This is a genomic window from Paraburkholderia sp. JHI869, assembly GCF_038900775.1.
In the GTDB taxonomy this organism is placed as follows: domain Bacteria; phylum Pseudomonadota; class Gammaproteobacteria; order Burkholderiales; family Burkholderiaceae; genus Paraburkholderia.
In genome coordinates, this window is record NZ_JAYMSC010000013.1 from 153,534 (window position 1) to 168,592 (window position 15,059).

13 protein-coding genes are annotated in these 15,059 nt (G+C 64.1%); 5 read left to right on the forward strand and 8 right to left on the reverse strand.

Translation table 11 applies throughout. From position 1 onward, the window contains the following. Positions 1-33: 33 nt before the first annotated feature. The 5 genes from yjfF (at position 34) to VSR72_RS22650 (ending at position 5,144) form a co-directional block, all read left to right on the forward strand. Positions 34-1,179 carry a galactofuranose ABC transporter, permease protein YjfF gene (yjfF, locus tag VSR72_RS22630; protein WP_342954560.1) on the forward strand — a complete coding sequence of 382 codons (1,146 nt, stop codon included), beginning with the start codon at positions 34-36 and terminating at the stop codon, positions 1,177-1,179. Positions 1,180-1,428: 249 nt separating this feature from the next. Then, a complete protein-coding gene (locus tag VSR72_RS22635) occupies positions 1,429-2,532 on the forward strand; it encodes a sugar ABC transporter substrate-binding protein (protein WP_342954561.1) in 1,104 nt (367 codons plus the stop codon). Between the two features lie 13 nt (positions 2,533-2,545). Then, positions 2,546-3,556, forward strand: a complete 1,011-nt coding sequence (locus VSR72_RS22640; protein ID WP_342954562.1) for an ABC transporter permease — start codon at positions 2,546-2,548, stop codon at positions 3,554-3,556. Further along, a complete protein-coding gene (locus VSR72_RS22645; RefSeq protein ID WP_342954631.1) occupies positions 3,556-4,365 on the forward strand; it encodes an ATP-binding cassette domain-containing protein in 810 nt (269 codons plus the stop codon). The genes VSR72_RS22640 and VSR72_RS22645 overlap by 1 nt, the downstream gene beginning before the upstream one ends. A 53-nt stretch (positions 4,366-4,418) precedes the next feature. Beyond that, positions 4,419-5,144, forward strand: coding sequence for a FadR/GntR family transcriptional regulator (locus tag VSR72_RS22650; protein WP_342954563.1), 726 nt, complete (start codon positions 4,419-4,421; stop codon positions 5,142-5,144). A gap of 39 nt (positions 5,145-5,183) precedes the next feature. Here the strand turns inward: VSR72_RS22650 and VSR72_RS22655 are convergent, their stop codons facing one another. From VSR72_RS22655 to VSR72_RS22690, 8 genes are all read right to left on the reverse strand, one after another. Further along, a complete protein-coding gene (locus VSR72_RS22655) occupies positions 5,184-6,752 on the reverse strand; it encodes a hypothetical protein (RefSeq protein ID WP_342954564.1) in 1,569 nt (522 codons plus the stop codon). Between the two features lie 87 nt (positions 6,753-6,839). After that, the gene (locus VSR72_RS22660) at positions 6,840-7,409 is read right to left on the reverse strand and encodes a DUF1906 domain-containing protein (protein ID WP_342954565.1); all 570 of its coding nucleotides are present in this window, start codon (positions 7,407-7,409) and stop codon (positions 6,840-6,842) included. A 509-nt stretch (positions 7,410-7,918) separates the two neighbouring features. After that, the gene (gene araH, locus VSR72_RS22665; protein ID WP_321914059.1) at positions 7,919-8,929 is read right to left on the reverse strand and encodes an L-arabinose ABC transporter permease AraH; all 1,011 of its coding nucleotides are present in this window, start codon (positions 8,927-8,929) and stop codon (positions 7,919-7,921) included. Between the two features lie 81 nt (positions 8,930-9,010). Further along, entirely contained in the window at positions 9,011-10,558 is a 1,548-nt protein-coding gene (gene araG / locus VSR72_RS22670) for an L-arabinose ABC transporter ATP-binding protein AraG (RefSeq protein WP_342954566.1), read from the reverse strand. A gap of 39 nt (positions 10,559-10,597) precedes the next feature. After that, positions 10,598-11,602: an arabinose ABC transporter substrate-binding protein gene (locus VSR72_RS22675; protein ID WP_342954567.1), complete on the reverse strand. Its 1,005-nt coding sequence runs from the start codon at positions 11,600-11,602 to the stop codon at positions 10,598-10,600. A 54-nt stretch (positions 11,603-11,656) separates the two neighbouring features. Then, positions 11,657-12,586, reverse strand: coding sequence for a Gfo/Idh/MocA family oxidoreductase (locus VSR72_RS22680; RefSeq protein ID WP_342954568.1), 930 nt, complete (start codon positions 12,584-12,586; stop codon positions 11,657-11,659). A gap of 56 nt (positions 12,587-12,642) precedes the next feature. Then, positions 12,643-13,572, reverse strand: a complete 930-nt coding sequence (locus VSR72_RS22685; protein WP_342954569.1) for a dihydrodipicolinate synthase family protein — start codon at positions 13,570-13,572, stop codon at positions 12,643-12,645. Between the two features lie 40 nt (positions 13,573-13,612). After that, a complete protein-coding gene (locus tag VSR72_RS22690; protein WP_342954570.1) occupies positions 13,613-14,968 on the reverse strand; it encodes an MFS transporter in 1,356 nt (451 codons plus the stop codon). Between the last annotated feature and the right edge of the window lie 91 nt (positions 14,969-15,059).

The following is a 15,059-nucleotide window of genomic DNA, read 5'->3' on the forward strand; positions in this document are numbered from 1 at the left end:
GCACGAAGCGCACCCATACGGGGGAAGCCGAGCATGAACCGCCCTGCCCTGTCATTTTCGAACACGCTCGCAGCGTGCAGGCGCGGCGCGCAGCGCTTCGTCGATCCGCGCGTGCTGCCCATCTTCGTGACCGTCGTGCTGTTTGCCGTGCTGTTCGGCTTCGGCTCGGTCATGTACACCGGGTTCTTCTCGCTTCAGGTGGCCTTCGGCCTGCTGGTCGATAACGCGTTCCTGCTGATCGTCGCCATCGGCATGACGTTCGTGATCATCTCCGGCGGCATCGATCTTTCGGTCGGCGCCGTGGTCGCGCTCACCACGATTCTTTGCGCGGTGGGCACCGAAAAGCTGCACTGGCCCGTGCTCGTGGTCGTGCCGCTCGTCTTGCTCTGCGGCGCGCTCTACGGCGCGGCAATGGGCGCGCTGATCCACTTCTTCCGGCTGCAGCCCTTCATCATCACGCTCGCGGGCATGTTCCTCGCGCGCGGCACCTGCTTTCTGATCACCACCGAATCCATCCAGATCAACGACCCCGGTTTTCACGCGCTTTCCGAATTCAACATTCCGGTGGGCAGCGGCTCGCTCACCACGGGCTCGCTCACGGCCATCGCCATGCTCGTTGCAGGCATCGTCATTGCGCACTTCACGCGCTTTGGGCGCAACGTCTACGCGATCGGCGGCAACGAGCGCTCCGCCCTGCTCATGGGTCTGCCGGTGGCGCGCACCAAGATCGGCGTGTATGCGCTCTCGGGCTTTTGCTCGGCGCTCGGCGGCGTGGTGTTTACGCTCTACGTGCTCTCGGGCTACGGTCTGCAGGCACAAGGCATGGAACTCGACGCCATCGCCGCGACGGTGATTGGCGGCACGCTGCTCACGGGCGGCGTGGGCTATGTGATCGGCTCGGTGTTCGGCGTGGGCATTCTCGGCACGATCCAGACGCTCATCACCTTCGACGGCACGCTCAGCTCGTGGTGGACGCGCATCGTGATCGGCGCGCTGCTCTGCGCGTTCTGCCTCATGCAGCGCGCGACCGAGCGCCACGCCGCGCGCCGCAAGTCCACCGGCACGGGACGCGGCGCACCGCGCACCACACGCCCGCGCACACAATCCGCCACGCCGATGGACCAGGCCAAGCTCGCGAGCCCGCCGCCGCACATGCAGGAGGCGAAGGGCGGCGCGTAAGCCGCTTGTCATCGCGCTTATGGAGTAGTTACGGGTATACATGGATTAGGAGGCCTCATCACGCTGCACTAAGCTTTTTGCGGTACCGTCGGCGCCCGGCGAACCCACGTTCGCTGCGGATGTCTAGCGCGTGATGACTCGAATCAGCGAGCGCCGCGCATGCGCGTTCCCCCGGTACTGTCCAGTATCTGCACGCTTTTCGACGAAAAGTCGACACCATCGACCACGAAGACAAGACCGGAGGAAAACATGGCGCACGATCGGGATGACGCAAAAGACGGGAAGAGCTTGATCGACACGGGCCGGCGCGGCCTGATGCAGGGTGCGGGGCTAGGTGCGGCGCTATCGCTGCTCGGCGCGGTGGGCGGCGGCGGATTCATTTCCACGGCCCAGGCAGCCGAGGGGGGATTCCCCTCGCACAAGAAGTGGAAGATCGTGTTCGTCAATCACGTCACCACGAATCCGTTCTTCGTGCCGACGCAATACGGCATTCAGGACGCGTGCTCGCTGCTGGGCATGGACTACCAGTGGACCGGCTCGGCCACGTCCGACGCAGGTGAAATGGTGCGCGCCGTGAATTCGGCCATCGCGGCCAAGGCCGATGCGATCGCGGTGCCGATCGTCGACCCCACCGCCTTCGACAAGCCCATTCAAGCGGCGCTCGACGCGGGCATTCCGGTCTTCGCCTATAACGCCGACGCGCCGCGCGGCAAGAAGAATCCGCGTCTCGCCTATATCGGCCAGGACCTGTATCTCTCGGGCTACCAGATGGGCGAGCGCATCGTGAGCCTCATCGACAGCGGCATGGTCGCGCTCTTCATCGCGACGCCCGGCCAGCTCAACATCCAGCCGCGTCTCGATGGCGCAAGCGACGCCATCAAGAAGTCCGGCAAGAAGATCGACATCCAGACCGTGGCCACGGGCGCGACCGTCAACGAAGAGCTTTCGAAGATCAAGGCGTTCTACCTCGGCCACCAGGACGTGAAGGGCATGTTCGCCGTGGATGCGGGCAGCACGCAGGGCGTCGCACAGGTGATGAAGGAACAGAACCTGCCATCGAAGGGCGTGCATGGCGGCGGCTTCGACCTGCTGCCCACCACGGTTCAGCTCATTCACGAAGGCTTCCTCGACTTCACGATCGACCAGCAGCCGTACGTGCAGGGCTTTTACACGGTGATGCAGGCGTTTGTCACGCTGGCCTCGGGCGGCCTCGTCGGCCCGGCCGACACCAACACGGGCCTGAAGTTCGTGACGAAGGACACCGTCGAGCCGTACCTGAACACCTCGACGCGTTTTGAAGGCAAGACCACCAAGCCGCAAATCGTCCCGATGAGCGGCGCGATCAAGTCGTGATCCACTACGCGTAATGAACTCAGTGAACGAAACTGGCAAGGCTGAAGTCTCCGCGCGGGCTGCCCGCCCGCGCGGGCAATGGCTCTCCGCGTGGGCGCCCGAGCTGCGCATTTTGCTCGTGGCCGTGATCCTCGCGGCGTACTTCGAATTTTCCAACCGCGATTTCCTGCTCACCAACGCGAGTCTCGTCAACCTCTCGCAGTTCATCGCGCCGGTGGCGATCATTGCGTTCGGCGAAATCATGCTGATGATCGGCGGCGACATCGATCTCTCGGCAGGCATGGTGTTCGCCTTCGCGCCGTTCATGATGGTGTTCGCCAACGACGCGGGCGCGCCCATGTGGCTCGCCGTGATCGCGGGGCTCGTGGCCGCGGGCATCGTCGGCTTCGTGAACGGGGCCGTGACCGTGTGGCTGCGCCTGCCCTCGTTCGTCACCACGCTCGGCACGCTCTTCCTCATCAACGGCATCACGCTGACCATCTCGCGCGGCACGCCGGTGCAAACGCCGGGCTCGCCCGAGTTCGCGGCCTTCATGGGCGCGTGGGGCTATAGCGAGATTCTCTGGACCATCGTGATCGCGTTTGCGATGCACGTGCTGTTGCGGCACACACGCTGGGGCCTGCATACGCAGGCGGCCGGCGCGAATCCAATAGGCGCGAGCGAAGCCGGTATTCATGTGAACCGCCTGCGCCTCGGCAACTTCATCATCGCCGCCGTGCTCGCGGGCTTCACGGGCATCCTGGAAGGCTTTCGCATCACCTCGATCGACCCGCAGGCAGGCGGCAACCAGATCATGTTCCTCGCCGTGGCTTCGGCCGTGATCGGCGGCACGCCGCTCACGGGCGGCTCGGGCACGATCGTGGGCGGCCTGATCGGCGCGGCCGTGCTCGGTATTCTCAACGACGGCTTCACGCTCATCGGCATCAACGCGTTCACGTTCAACATCATCCTCGGCGCCGCGATTCTCGCTGCCATGGTCTTCAACATCCACGTTGGGCGCCTGCGCCGCAAAGGGGGCCAATGATGGACGAATCGCAAGCCTCCGCTGGCGGCGCCACCGCCACCGCTGATGCTCCGCTTGCCGTGCGCGCCGACAACATCGTCAAGCGCTTTGGCGCGGTCACGGCGCTCGACGGCGTTTCGCTCACGCTCGGGCGCGGCGAAATCCTCGGCATCCTCGGCGACAATGGCGCGGGCAAGTCCACGCTCGTGAAGATCCTCACGGGTTTTCATCAGCAAACTAGCGGCACACTGCAGATAGACGGCAACGAAACGCTGCTGCGCTCGGTGGACCATGCGCGCTCGCTCGGCATCGAATGCGTTTATCAGGATCTCGCGCTCGCCAATTCGCTGAGCATTTATCACAACATGTTCCTAAACCGCGAGATCGTGCGTCGCGGCCCCTTTAAACTGCTCGACCACAAGCAGATGCGCCAGCGCGCAGCGCAACTGCTCGACGACATCGGTGTGCACGTGCCCTCGGTGGACCTGCCCGTGGAGCGGCTTTCGGGCGGTCAGCGCCAGGCCATTGCGGTGGCGCGCGCCGTCCATTCGAACGCAAAAATCCTCCTGCTCGACGAGCCGCTCGCCGCGATGGGAGCGCGCGAAGCGGGTCTCATCATCGATCTGATCATGCGTTTGAAGGAAAAAGGCGGGCTATCGATTATCATGATCATGCACAACTATGCGCAGACGCTCGATATTGCGGATCGCATCATGTTGATGCAGCGAGGCCGCGTGACATACGAGCAGCACAGCGCCAATACATCGGTGGCTGAACTGATGGATATCGTGCGGCGGGAATACCGGGCAATGCGCGCCACCAGCGCGTAATGGCCCCATAACAAAGGGGGACGCTCCGATCGGGTAGCCCCCGCCGGACAATCATGGATTACCGCAATCTAGAGAAACGCAAGAGCATGCACGCGCGCATCGTGCAGGAGCTCGGCATGCAGATCGTGGGCGGCACGCTCGCCCCCGGGCAGCGCCTGCCCGCTGAACCCACGCTGTGCGAGACCTACGGCGTGAGCCGCCCCGTGCTGCGCGAGGCCACGCGCGTGCTGGTCGCCAAGGGCCTCGTGGTTTCGAAGCCGCGCGTGGGCAGCGTTGTGCGGCCGCGCGAAGAATGGCACATGCTCGACCCCGACGTGCTGTACTGGACCGTCAACAGCATTCCCGAAGGCGAATTCTTCCGCTCGCTCATGACCGTGCGGCAGATCATCGAGCCCGCCGCCGCGGCGCTTGCCGCGATTTCAGCAAACGACGAAGACCGCGCCCGTATTATCGCCGCCTATGCGCGCATGGAGCAGGCGCAAACCGCCGCCGACCTGCTCGAGCCCGATCTGGAATTCCACCGCGCGATCATGGCGGCCACGCATAACAACATGCTGGCGTACATCGGCAACATGCTCTCGCTCGCGCTTTCCGAGTCGATCAAGCTCACGAGCCGCCATCCCAACACGCATGCGCTCTCGTTGCCGCGCCACAAGGCGATTCTCACGGCGATCGAGCACGGCGACGCGCTCGCGGCGCGGCAAGCGAGCGTCGTGCAGCTCGATAATGCGCGCGCCGATGCCAATTCGATATTGGGCGGGGCGCCGCTGGAGACTTGAGGCGCGCAGCTTACGCCCTCCTTCGCCTTTCACCGGGTGTTAGAGGGCGGGGTCTAGCGGCGTGATTTTCGCCAGCATGAGCGTGTATTCCTCGGCGGCGATCTGGCGAAATTTCATCTTCACAACCGCTTCGCGCTGTGCAGGGTCGTCATTGGGAAAGAGGCGCGTCGCCGCGTTCCTGATCACGAGGTCCTTCTCGTCGGTTTGCGGCACGGTGCCTGGCGGCAACGGGATGGTCGGCGCGCCCTTGCCGTCCATCGCCTGCACGAGCAGGAAGATGGGCACGACATCGCCCAAACCGATGGGCAGCAGTTGCGCAGCGTTGTTGCCGAAATGACGTCGCACGATGGCCTGTGACCCCAACCGCAACGTGAAGCGAAACGGAAACCCCGTGCGAATGGAAAGCGTGACGGGATCCGCCGACGCGACCTGCTCGATCGATTCGATGCCTTCGACCTGCAGGGTCTGCGAAACGGACTTCGTCACGCCGCTCAGATGGAGTAGTTGGTCTTGCGGATCTTCCTCCTTCTCGACCTTCAGAACGTTGACCGCCGTGAAACGGCGAACCAGCTTGACGATCTCGCCCAAAGGCAACGTCGCGATGACGAAAGCAAGCGCCACCGCGCCGCCATCGGGCTTTGCCATCGCGTTGGCGAGCAGCGCGAACGGAATCGCTAACATGAGCCGCAATGAGTACCAGTACACATCTGAGACATTGAGCGCCCGGCGTCGCACCGCAAGAACGGAATCGCTCACGATGAACATAAAGGCGCCGCCAAACACGGCAAGGATGCCGGGCACATTCAAACCAAACAGGCAGGTGGCAGCGGTCGTGCTGTCGCACGACGCGCACATGTACACCCAACCCACAACGGCGGAAGCCGCATAAACCATCACGACGAGAATGCAATACGGCGGCACAAAAGCCGTGAGACCGTATTGCTGGTGATAGATGTGCAAGAAGAGCCGGTCGCATAGCTGAAGATTGTTATCAGCCAGGCCGCGCCAATCCTTGTCGCCGCCTTGCGGCGGCGCAGCGTTCGTGTCCGGCACGGGCCTGGCAAGCGTGCCCGGGAACGCACCGTTGATCGCATCGATCAGCCACTTCGACCAGAAGCGCTGGAGGTACGCAGAAAGCGCCCCGCACTTGAGGCTATTTTCAAACTCCCGATAGCGCACATACCATCCGATTGTGAGGAAGGCGATGAACGGCGCCGACGCGAGCGCAGTGGTGAGGGCGGCAAGCACGAAGATCGGCAGCGGGAGTTCCTCGATCCTGAACAGCCACGGCCGCCTTTGCGGTTTCGTCGAACGTATCGGATTCGTCGGATTCGGCGCAGCCGCGATCGCGGCTTTCCGACTTGCGTTTTCCGTGACCGGTTTCGCCGCATTGCGATCGCCGGCAACCGATCCCGCACTCGCGGACAGGGACGGCACGGGCGCTCTCGGCAAGTGCACGGCGAGCAGCGCAAGAGCGTCGCCGGCAGCGTTCACGATGACCACAACGAAAACCAGCAGCAATAGTCGCCCTGTCGCTAACCAGTAGGTTTCCGTGAGCAGGCGCTGCGCCCATTCGCGGTTGGTCTCCTCGTTCGTTTTTGCAATCACAAGATTCCCTCCATTAACGAAGGAATGCTAATTACTTAAAAAAACAATACATCCGGTTAGCTTTTCCCCCCTCGCGCTTGCTGCCGCTCAACGGCACCACCATGTCGCCTGACCACCCAGGCTGTCCGTAAGCGTCATGTTTCTGTCGATGTTCAGCCCGCAGAGCACGTCGGGCGCAGCAGTAATGCGTTGCGTCATCTGGTAGCCCCGCTGGGGGAGCGTAGGCACCGTGCTTCCCGACTGCCAGTAGTGCTGCGTCTGCAAATTCCAGAACAATTGATCGCCCGTCAAGCCGCAGTTGGCGCCCACGTAAATACCGGGTTGATAACCGGCGCTCCTGACCGCTGCAAACCACGCATTGCAATAGGCGATCACATCGCTGGCGTCCGCTGCATTGCTCACGCCTTCGAGATCGAGCCATACGGTCACGCCTTGAGGCACGCCAACACTCTGGGCATTGTCAGCCGCATTCGTTCCGTAGCTCACGCCAAGCGCGCCGGAAGGCGACCAGCCCGCGGCGCTCACATGCTGCACGACGCCGAGCGCCAAGCCCGCGCCGAGCACCGCATTGGCCTCGCTGGAGCTCAGATCGAGCGCCCCCTGCGTATCCGAGCGCGAGAGATAGCGGATGCAGGCGCCGAACCCGGCTGCCTTCATGCCTGAAGCCGCACTGGAAGAGACCGGTGACACACAATCGAAAGCATGCGTTCCGATCGGCAGTTCTTGAGACGAATCGCCATTCGATAACATTTCGGCCTCCTCTACAAAGTAACGGCGCGACGTCATTGCATGAAAGGCCTGCCCGGTGGACGAACCCTGTGCACGAAGCGATGTGCCGAATGGCGCGGAGCGCGCAATTGCGCTGCGGAACGTGGGACAGTTGGGAGATGACGCAAGAAAACGCTACACCGCGAGCGAGCGCCCGGATGTACGGCAGCGAACACAGGCGGTGCGCGCTTTCCGGCTCAATGCGGACTGCATTGATGGCGGCGTTGCACCGCCAGGCATGAACCAGAAGCACTGCGCACTAACCGAAATAATGCTCGCAAACTTCGGAAGGCCAGCGCGCCAGCGTTGGAGAGAGCCTTCGCGCGCTTTCACCCTGGACGCCGACGCGCGCGAGGCCTTCGAGGAGCGCCTGGGCGCTCCAGTGACTCCGGTGGCCCTTACACCGCCCGCTTGCTGCGGCGGAACTGGTCGAACAGCACCGCGAGCAACAGGATGCCGCCGCGAATCAGGTACTGATAGAACGTCGGCACGTTCATGAGGCTCATGGCGTCCTGCACGGCGCCCATGATCAGCACGCCCACCAGCACGCCCGAGATCGTCGCCACGCCGCCCGTGAGCGACACGCCGCCCAGCACGCACGCCGAGATCACACCGAGTTCGAGACCCACCGAAGTCTTCGGGTCGCCGAGGCTCATGCGCGAGGCCAGCATGACGCCAGCAAAGCCCGTAATGAGCCCTTGCAGCACGAACACCGTGATCTTGATGCGCGTGACCGGCAGGCCGGCAAGGCGCGCCGCTTCGCTATTGCCGCCCACCGCGAGCACGTTCTTGCCGAACACGGTTTTCTTGAGCAGGAAGCCGAACACCACGAAGCCGATGATGTTGCTCCAGATCGGGAACGAGATGCCGAGGAACGAGCCGCCGCCCAGGTCGAAGAAGCGCTCTTCGGAGATCATCACGGCGTCGCCGTTCGAGGTGAGGAACGCGAGGCCGCGCACCGCTTCCATCATGGCCAGCGTGGCGATCAGCGAGTTGATCTTGAAGCGCGCGATCAGCACGCCGTTCACGAGGCCTACCGCGCCGCCCGCGAGCACGCCCGCGGTAATGCCGAGCAGCACGCTATGCGACTGCGTGATGACCGTGGAAGCCACCACGCCCGAGAACGCCACGATCGAGGCGACCGAAAGATCGACCTCGCCGAGCGCGAGCACGAACATCATCGTGACGGCAATCGAGCCGATCAGCGTGACGGAGAGCAGCAGGCCCTGAATGTTGCGGGTCGTGAGGAAGTCGGGGACCGTTGCGGATAGCACCGCGAACAGCACCACGAACACCACCACGATGCCCGATTTGTTGATCATGTCCCAGGCACGCGCGCGCTGAGGGGTAATGGGCGCGGCGGCTTCGTTGACGGTAGGCGTGCCCTGTGGCTGCATGGCTTCACTCATTTCTGGTTCATCGTTTCGGATCGGTTACGCGGCATCGTTGCGCGCGCAACCGGCAAGGCAAAAAAGCAAAAAGCGGCCGCTTTAGCGCGGCAGCGCCATCTTGATCAGTTCATTGGGCGACGCATCGGCTTTCGACACGCTGCCCGCAATACGCCCTTCGCGCATGACGATGATGCGGTCGGATACGCCGATCACTTCGGCCAGATCGCTCGACACCATGATCACGGTCTTGCCCGCTTCGGCGAGCTCGTACAGCAGGTTGTAAATCTCGGCGCGCGCGCCCACGTCGATGCCGCGCGTGGGCTCGTCCATCAGGAACACCTCGATGCGCTCGGCGAGCCAGCGCGAAAGAATCACCTTCTGCTGGTTGCCGCCCGAAAGCGTGCCGATGGCCGTGTCGCCGTTGCGCGTCTTGATCGCGAGCTTCTTGATGTAGTCCTGCGCGAGGTCGCGCTCGCGCCGCGCATCGAGCAGGAAGCGCGCGGGGCTGAAGTGACGGCGCGCGCTGATGTTGAGGTTGTCGGCCACCGAGGCGATCGCGACGATGCCTTCCTGCTTGCGGTCTTCGGGACAAAGCGCCAGGCCCGCGCGCACGGCGTCGCGCGGACTTGCGAAATTCACGCGCTTGCCTTCGAGTTCAACGTGACCCGCTGTGGCACGCGTCGCGCCGTAAATCAGCTTCATGAGTTCCGAGCGCCCTGCGCCCACGAGCCCGAAGAAGCCGACGATCTCACCGCGCCGCGCCGTGAACGACACCGGCTCGTTAAGACCCGGCCCGAGCAGCCCCTTCGCTTCGATCAACACCTCGCCCGCTTCGCGCGGACGATAGCCGTACACGTCTTCGATCGAGCGGCCCACCATCGCGGCAATCAGGCGATTGCGGTCGAGGTCCGCCACCGAATCGAACGTCTCGATGCGCTTGCCGTCGCGGAACACCGTCACGCGGTCGCACAGTTCATAGACTTCGTCCATGCGGTGCGTGACGTAGATGATCGCGCGGCCATCTGCGCGCAGCGCGTTGATGATGCGAAAGAGGTTCTCGGTCTCGCGCGCCGAGAGCGAACTGGTCGGTTCGTCGAAGGCGATCACACGCGCGTCGCGCATGAGCGCCTTGCCAATCTCGATCATCTGGCGCTGGCCGATGGAGAGATTCTTCACCGGCGTGCGCGGATCGATGCGCTCGCCAAGGCGCTTGAGTTCATCCATCGCGCGCTTGACGAGCGTGCCTTCGTCGAGCACGCCGAAGCGATTGGGCAACTGCCCGAGCATCAGGTTTTCCGCCACCGTCAGCTCGGGCACGAGATGCAGTTCCTGATAGATGATCGCGATACCCGCTTCGAGCGCCGCCTTCGTGGTCGTGAAGCGATGCTCCACGCCATTCAGCTTCAGCGTGCCTTCCTGCGGCTGGTTCACGCCCGAGAGCACCTTGAGCAGCGTGGATTTACCCGCGCCGTTCTCGCCCATCAAGCCGTGCACTTCGCCGGCACGCACTTCCAGCGCCACGCGGTCGAGCGCGCGCACGCCCGGAAAGCTCACGGTAATGCCGTCGAGCTCCAGATACGCGCGATTCCCCTGTTGAGCGCTCGTTCCTGCGACCTGCGCGTTCGCATCAGTCATCGTTTCAGTCATTGCATCCCTGCCCTTTCCATCGCCTCTAACTTTCTACGCTTAGATACCCAGCTCGCTGCGCACGGCCGTCCAGTTGTCGCGCGTCATCAGCTTGCCGGTGGTCTGCGTGTCGGCGGCGGGTTGCTTGCCGTTGCGAATCCAGTCGATGAGGTTCTCGGCGCTTTCCTTGCCGTGGTTCGTCGAGCTCACGGCGATCGTGCCGTAGAAGCCCGTGGGCTGCTTCTTCTGGAACTCGGCGAACGCTTCGCCTGCGCCGTTGATGCCCACGCCAATCACGTCAGCCGAAGGAATGTGCAGCTGTTCGGTTGCGCGCACGGCGCCCAGCACGCTTTCTTCGTTGAGCGCGAACACCACCCACTTCTTGATGTTCGGATGCTGAGCGAGAACCGGCGATGCCGCATTGAAGCCGCCTTCGTCGTCGGTGGTCTTTTGCGGGGCGTCGAAGATGTTTTCCTTCTTGAAGCCGCCGGCCAGCAGCGATTGCGTCGCGCCGTCCGTGCGCAGCTTCGCCGTGGGCAGTTCATAGTCGGTGATACGCAGCGCGCCCACTTCTTCCGGCTTCCAGCCGCGGCGCTTCATTTCGTCGGTGATCGCCTGGCCAACCTGATTGCCGATCTTGAGCGCCGACATGCCGAGGTGCGGCACGCTGGCGAGCGGCTTGCCCGACGAGTCGACGAGCTGGTCGTCCACCGTCACGAACTTCATGTTGTAGCGCTTGGCGCGCGCCTGAATGGCCGGTCCGAGACGCACGTCGGGCGCGCAGATCACGAAGCCCTGTGCGCCTTGCGCGCCGAGGTTGTCAATGGCGGCGAGCACCTTCTCGCCGTCCGGCGTGCCGATGTTCACCACCGAGAAGTTCTCCTTCTGGCCGAGCGCCGTGGCGGCCTTCTGCTCGTTGATGAACCATGCCTGTTCCGGCATCTTCACGAGGAAGCCGATCTTCACGGGCGAGTCGGCGTGCGCCGCCACGTTCATGCCGAGCGGGGCGATGCACATCGCCGCGAATGCGGCACGAAGGGTCAAGCGGCGAATCTTGCTGGTCATGCTCCTGTCTCCTGGGTGTGGTTTGCTGCTGTGTGTAGTACGTAAAAGAAGCGCTTAGTGGCCAAAGGCCTCGACTTCGATGTGCCTGCCGAGCAGGAACGCGTCCGCCACGAGGCGCAGCGGGCGCACGTCCACGTCGTCGGTGCCGTGGGCGATCAACCAATGAAAACGTTCATAGAGCGCCGAATATTCCCTTTCGGCTTCGAGCGCGACCGGCTCGCCCGCAATCGCGAGGCGTTTGCCGCCTTCCGCGATCGAAAGCAGGCCGTCCGTTGTCTCCACATCGATTTCCCATTGCTCGACCGGGCCGTGGCGCCAGTCGAACTCGGCGCGCACGGGCACGCCGTCGGTGTCGATGCAGTCGAGTTCCGCGGCGATGGGCGTCGCGCAGTCGCTCGGCACATGCAGCGTCGCGCCGCGCAGCAGCACTTCGCGCGGCAGGATGCGCGTGACGATGGAAAGCGCGTTGATGCCCGGATCGAACACGCCAAGGCCGCCCGGTTCCCAGATCCACTGCTGGCCCGGATGCCAGCGGCGCACGTCTTCCTTCCAGCGCACGTGCACGGCGCGGATGGTGCGCTCGGCGAGCCACGCGCGTGCGGGTTCCACGGCGCTCGCGCAGCGCGAATGCCACGTGGTGAACAGCGTGCGGCCGCGCTTTTGCGCGAGTTCGCGCAGCGCCTCGACTTCGCTCACGCTCGCACCCGGCGGCTTTTCGAGCATGACGTGCTTGCCCGCTTCGAGCGCGGCGCGCGCCTGCGCGTAACGCACCTGCGGCGGCGCGCACAGCGACACGGCATCGAGGTCGGACTCGGCGCCCAGCAGCGCGCCGATGTCCTTGTAGTTGCGCACGTTCTCCACTTGCGCATTACGGCTCGCGCTCGCCACGAGTTCGAAGCCGGGATTGCCCGCGATGGCGGGCAAATGCTGGTCGCGCGCAATCTTGCCGACGCCGACGATACCCAACGTATAGGACGCTTTCATGACGTATCTCCGCCCCTTCTTTTCAGGGAGATTTTTTATTCTGGATGACGAACGATTTACTTACCCCAGCGCAGCACGAGCGGATCGAGGCGTCGCGCAATCTCGATCAGCTCGGCGCGCGTCGCGGGATTCATCGCGGGCAACGGATGGCGCGGCAGTTCGCACTCGATCACGCCGCCTTCCTTCATCAGCGACTTGCAGGCAAGCAGGCCCGCCTGGCGGTTCTCGTGATTGATGAGCGGCAGCCACTTCTGGTAAAGCGCGAATGCGTCGTCGGCGCGGCCCTCACGGTGCGCTTCGATGATCGGGCGAATGCCGTCCGGGAAGCCGCCGCCCGTCATCGAGCCGGTCGCACCTGCGTTGAGGTCGGCGAGCAGTGTGATGGCTTCTTCACCGTCCCACGGGCCTTCGGCCGCTTCGCCCGCCAGCTTGATCAGCTCGCGCAGCTTGTTCGCCGCGCCGGGCGTTTCGATCTTGAAGTACGAGACCTGCTCGATCTCACGCGCCATGCGCGCGAGGAACGCGGCGGAAAGCACCGTGCCGCTCGCGGGCGCGTCCTGGATCATGATCGGAATGTCGATCGCGTCGGACACGCGCGCGTAGAAGTCGTAAATCTGCTGCTCGGGCACGCGGAAGGTCGCGCCGTGATACGGCGGCATGAGCATCACCATCGCTGCACCCTGCTCCTGCGCGCGCTTGCTGCGCGCCGCGGCAATCGACGTGCCGTAGTGCGTGGTCGTCACGATCACGGGCACGCGGCCCGCCACGTGCTCGAGCACGGTGCGCGTGATGAGTTCGCGCTCGTCGTCGGAGAGCGAGAACTGCTCCGAGAAGTTCGCGAGAATGCACAGGCCGTCCGAGCCCGCGTCGATCATGAAATCGACAGCGCGCTTCTGGCTCGCCAGATCCAGTTCGCCGGTTTCGGTGAACGTGGTCGGCACGACGGGGAAAATGCCCCGGTAGCGGGGCGTACGGCTCGTATTCATGTCTTCAGTCCTGCTTGAGAAAGGGTGTCAGGCCGCGCCTTCACGATTCGCTCGCCAGCTTTCCAGTGCCGCGCTCGGGCGTGCGCAACACCGCGCGCACGGCAAACGCCACGAGCACCGCGAACACCAGCGTGGCCGCGAGAAAGTAAAGCCCGGCCGCCAGGCTGCCCGTCGCATCCTTGATGATCCCGATGCCATAGGGGCCGAGATAGCCGCCGAGATTCGCGAGCGAGTTGATCGTCGCGATCCCCACGGCCGCGCTCGCGCCGGTGAGGAACTCGCCGGGCAGCGCCCAGACCACGGCTTGAATCGAGTAGATCGAGAAAGCAGTCAGGCAGATGAACAGCAGTTGCAGCGCCGGCGCGTGAAACCACGCGCTCGCGGCCATCGTCAGCGCCGCGACGCCCGAGACCACGACGATGTGGCCATAGCGTTCGCGATGCTTGTCCGAATGGCGCGGCACGGTCAGCAGACCCACCACCGCGAACAGATACGGCACCGCGGAAAGCAGGCCCGCCGTGGAATCGCTCACGCCGAACGCCTTGATAATGGTAGGCAACCAGAGCGACAAACCATAGATGCACAGCGGAAACGGCAGGAACAGCAGCGCAAGGAGCAGCACGCGGCGGTCCTTGAGCGCGCTGAACGGGTTGCGGTGCGTGTCGAGCTGGTAGGCGCGCTGGTCGGCGGCGAGTTCGCGCTCGATCCAGCGGCGCTCGGTGTCGTCGAGCCACTTCGCGTGCGCGGGCGACTCGGGCAACAGGCGCAGCGTGGGAATGCACAGCAGCACGGCGGGCAGGCCGCTCACGACGAAGAGCGTCTGCCAGTTCGACATGCCGAAAAAGCCGTGCGTTTCGAGCAGCGCGCCCGCAATCGGGCCCGTGACGATGCCCGCGATGGGCTGCGCGAGCACGAGCAGGCCGATCACGCGCGCACGGTGGCGCATAGGGAACCACTGCGTGAGGAAATACAGAATGCCGGGATAGAGCCCGGCCTCCGCCGCGCCCAGCAGGAAGCGCAGCGCATAGAAGCTCTTCGGGCCGCTCACGAGCGCCATGAGCATCGTGATCACGCCCCACGTGAAGAGGATGCGCGCGAACCACACGCGCGCGCCGAAGCGCGCGAGCGCGAGATTGCTCGGCACTTCGCAAAGGAAATAGCCGATGAAGAAGAGGCCGGCGCCGAGGCCATAGGCGGCGTCGGAGAGGCCTACTGCGGCGTTCATGTGCAGCTTGGCGAAGCCGACCACAGTGCGGTCCACATACGCCACCACATAGATCAGCGCGAGAAAAGGCAGAAGCCGGCGCGCGATATGGCCGACGATGTGCTTTTCCTCGCCGCTGGCGCTTGCCAGCGCAGCGGGGCTTTCGTGTTGCAGCACCTGCGGGTTCGTCATCGTGTCTGTCTCCACCCTTTGTTTCTATTCACCGGTGCACGCCTTCGCGCGCTCAGGGCGCCGGCGCGCCCTGCCTCAACACGTCAAACGC

Coding starts and splice junctions, on each gene's coding strand:
- VSR72_RS22660 (WP_342954565.1), bottom strand. CDS start 7,409: ATGAAGGCAGCCGGGTTCGGCGCCTGCATCCGCTATCTCTCGCGCTCG.
- araG (WP_342954566.1), bottom strand. CDS start 10,558: ATGACTGAAACGATGACTGATGCGAACGCGCAGGTCGCAGGAACGAGC.
- araH (WP_321914059.1), bottom strand. CDS start 8,929: ATGAGTGAAGCCATGCAGCCACAGGGCACGCCTACCGTCAACGAAGCC.
- yjfF (WP_342954560.1), top strand. CDS start 34: ATGAACCGCCCTGCCCTGTCATTTTCGAACACGCTCGCAGCGTGCAGG.
- VSR72_RS22635 (WP_342954561.1), top strand. CDS start 1,429: ATGGCGCACGATCGGGATGACGCAAAAGACGGGAAGAGCTTGATCGAC.
- VSR72_RS22645 (WP_342954631.1), top strand. CDS start 3,556: ATGGACGAATCGCAAGCCTCCGCTGGCGGCGCCACCGCCACCGCTGAT.
- VSR72_RS22650 (WP_342954563.1), top strand. CDS start 4,419: ATGGATTACCGCAATCTAGAGAAACGCAAGAGCATGCACGCGCGCATC.
- VSR72_RS22685 (WP_342954569.1), bottom strand. CDS start 13,572: ATGAATACGAGCCGTACGCCCCGCTACCGGGGCATTTTCCCCGTCGTG.
- VSR72_RS22680 (WP_342954568.1), bottom strand. CDS start 12,586: ATGAAAGCGTCCTATACGTTGGGTATCGTCGGCGTCGGCAAGATTGCG.
- VSR72_RS22640 (WP_342954562.1), top strand. CDS start 2,546: ATGAACTCAGTGAACGAAACTGGCAAGGCTGAAGTCTCCGCGCGGGCT.
- VSR72_RS22690 (WP_342954570.1), bottom strand. CDS start 14,968: ATGACGAACCCGCAGGTGCTGCAACACGAAAGCCCCGCTGCGCTGGCA.
- VSR72_RS22675 (WP_342954567.1), bottom strand. CDS start 11,602: ATGACCAGCAAGATTCGCCGCTTGACCCTTCGTGCCGCATTCGCGGCG.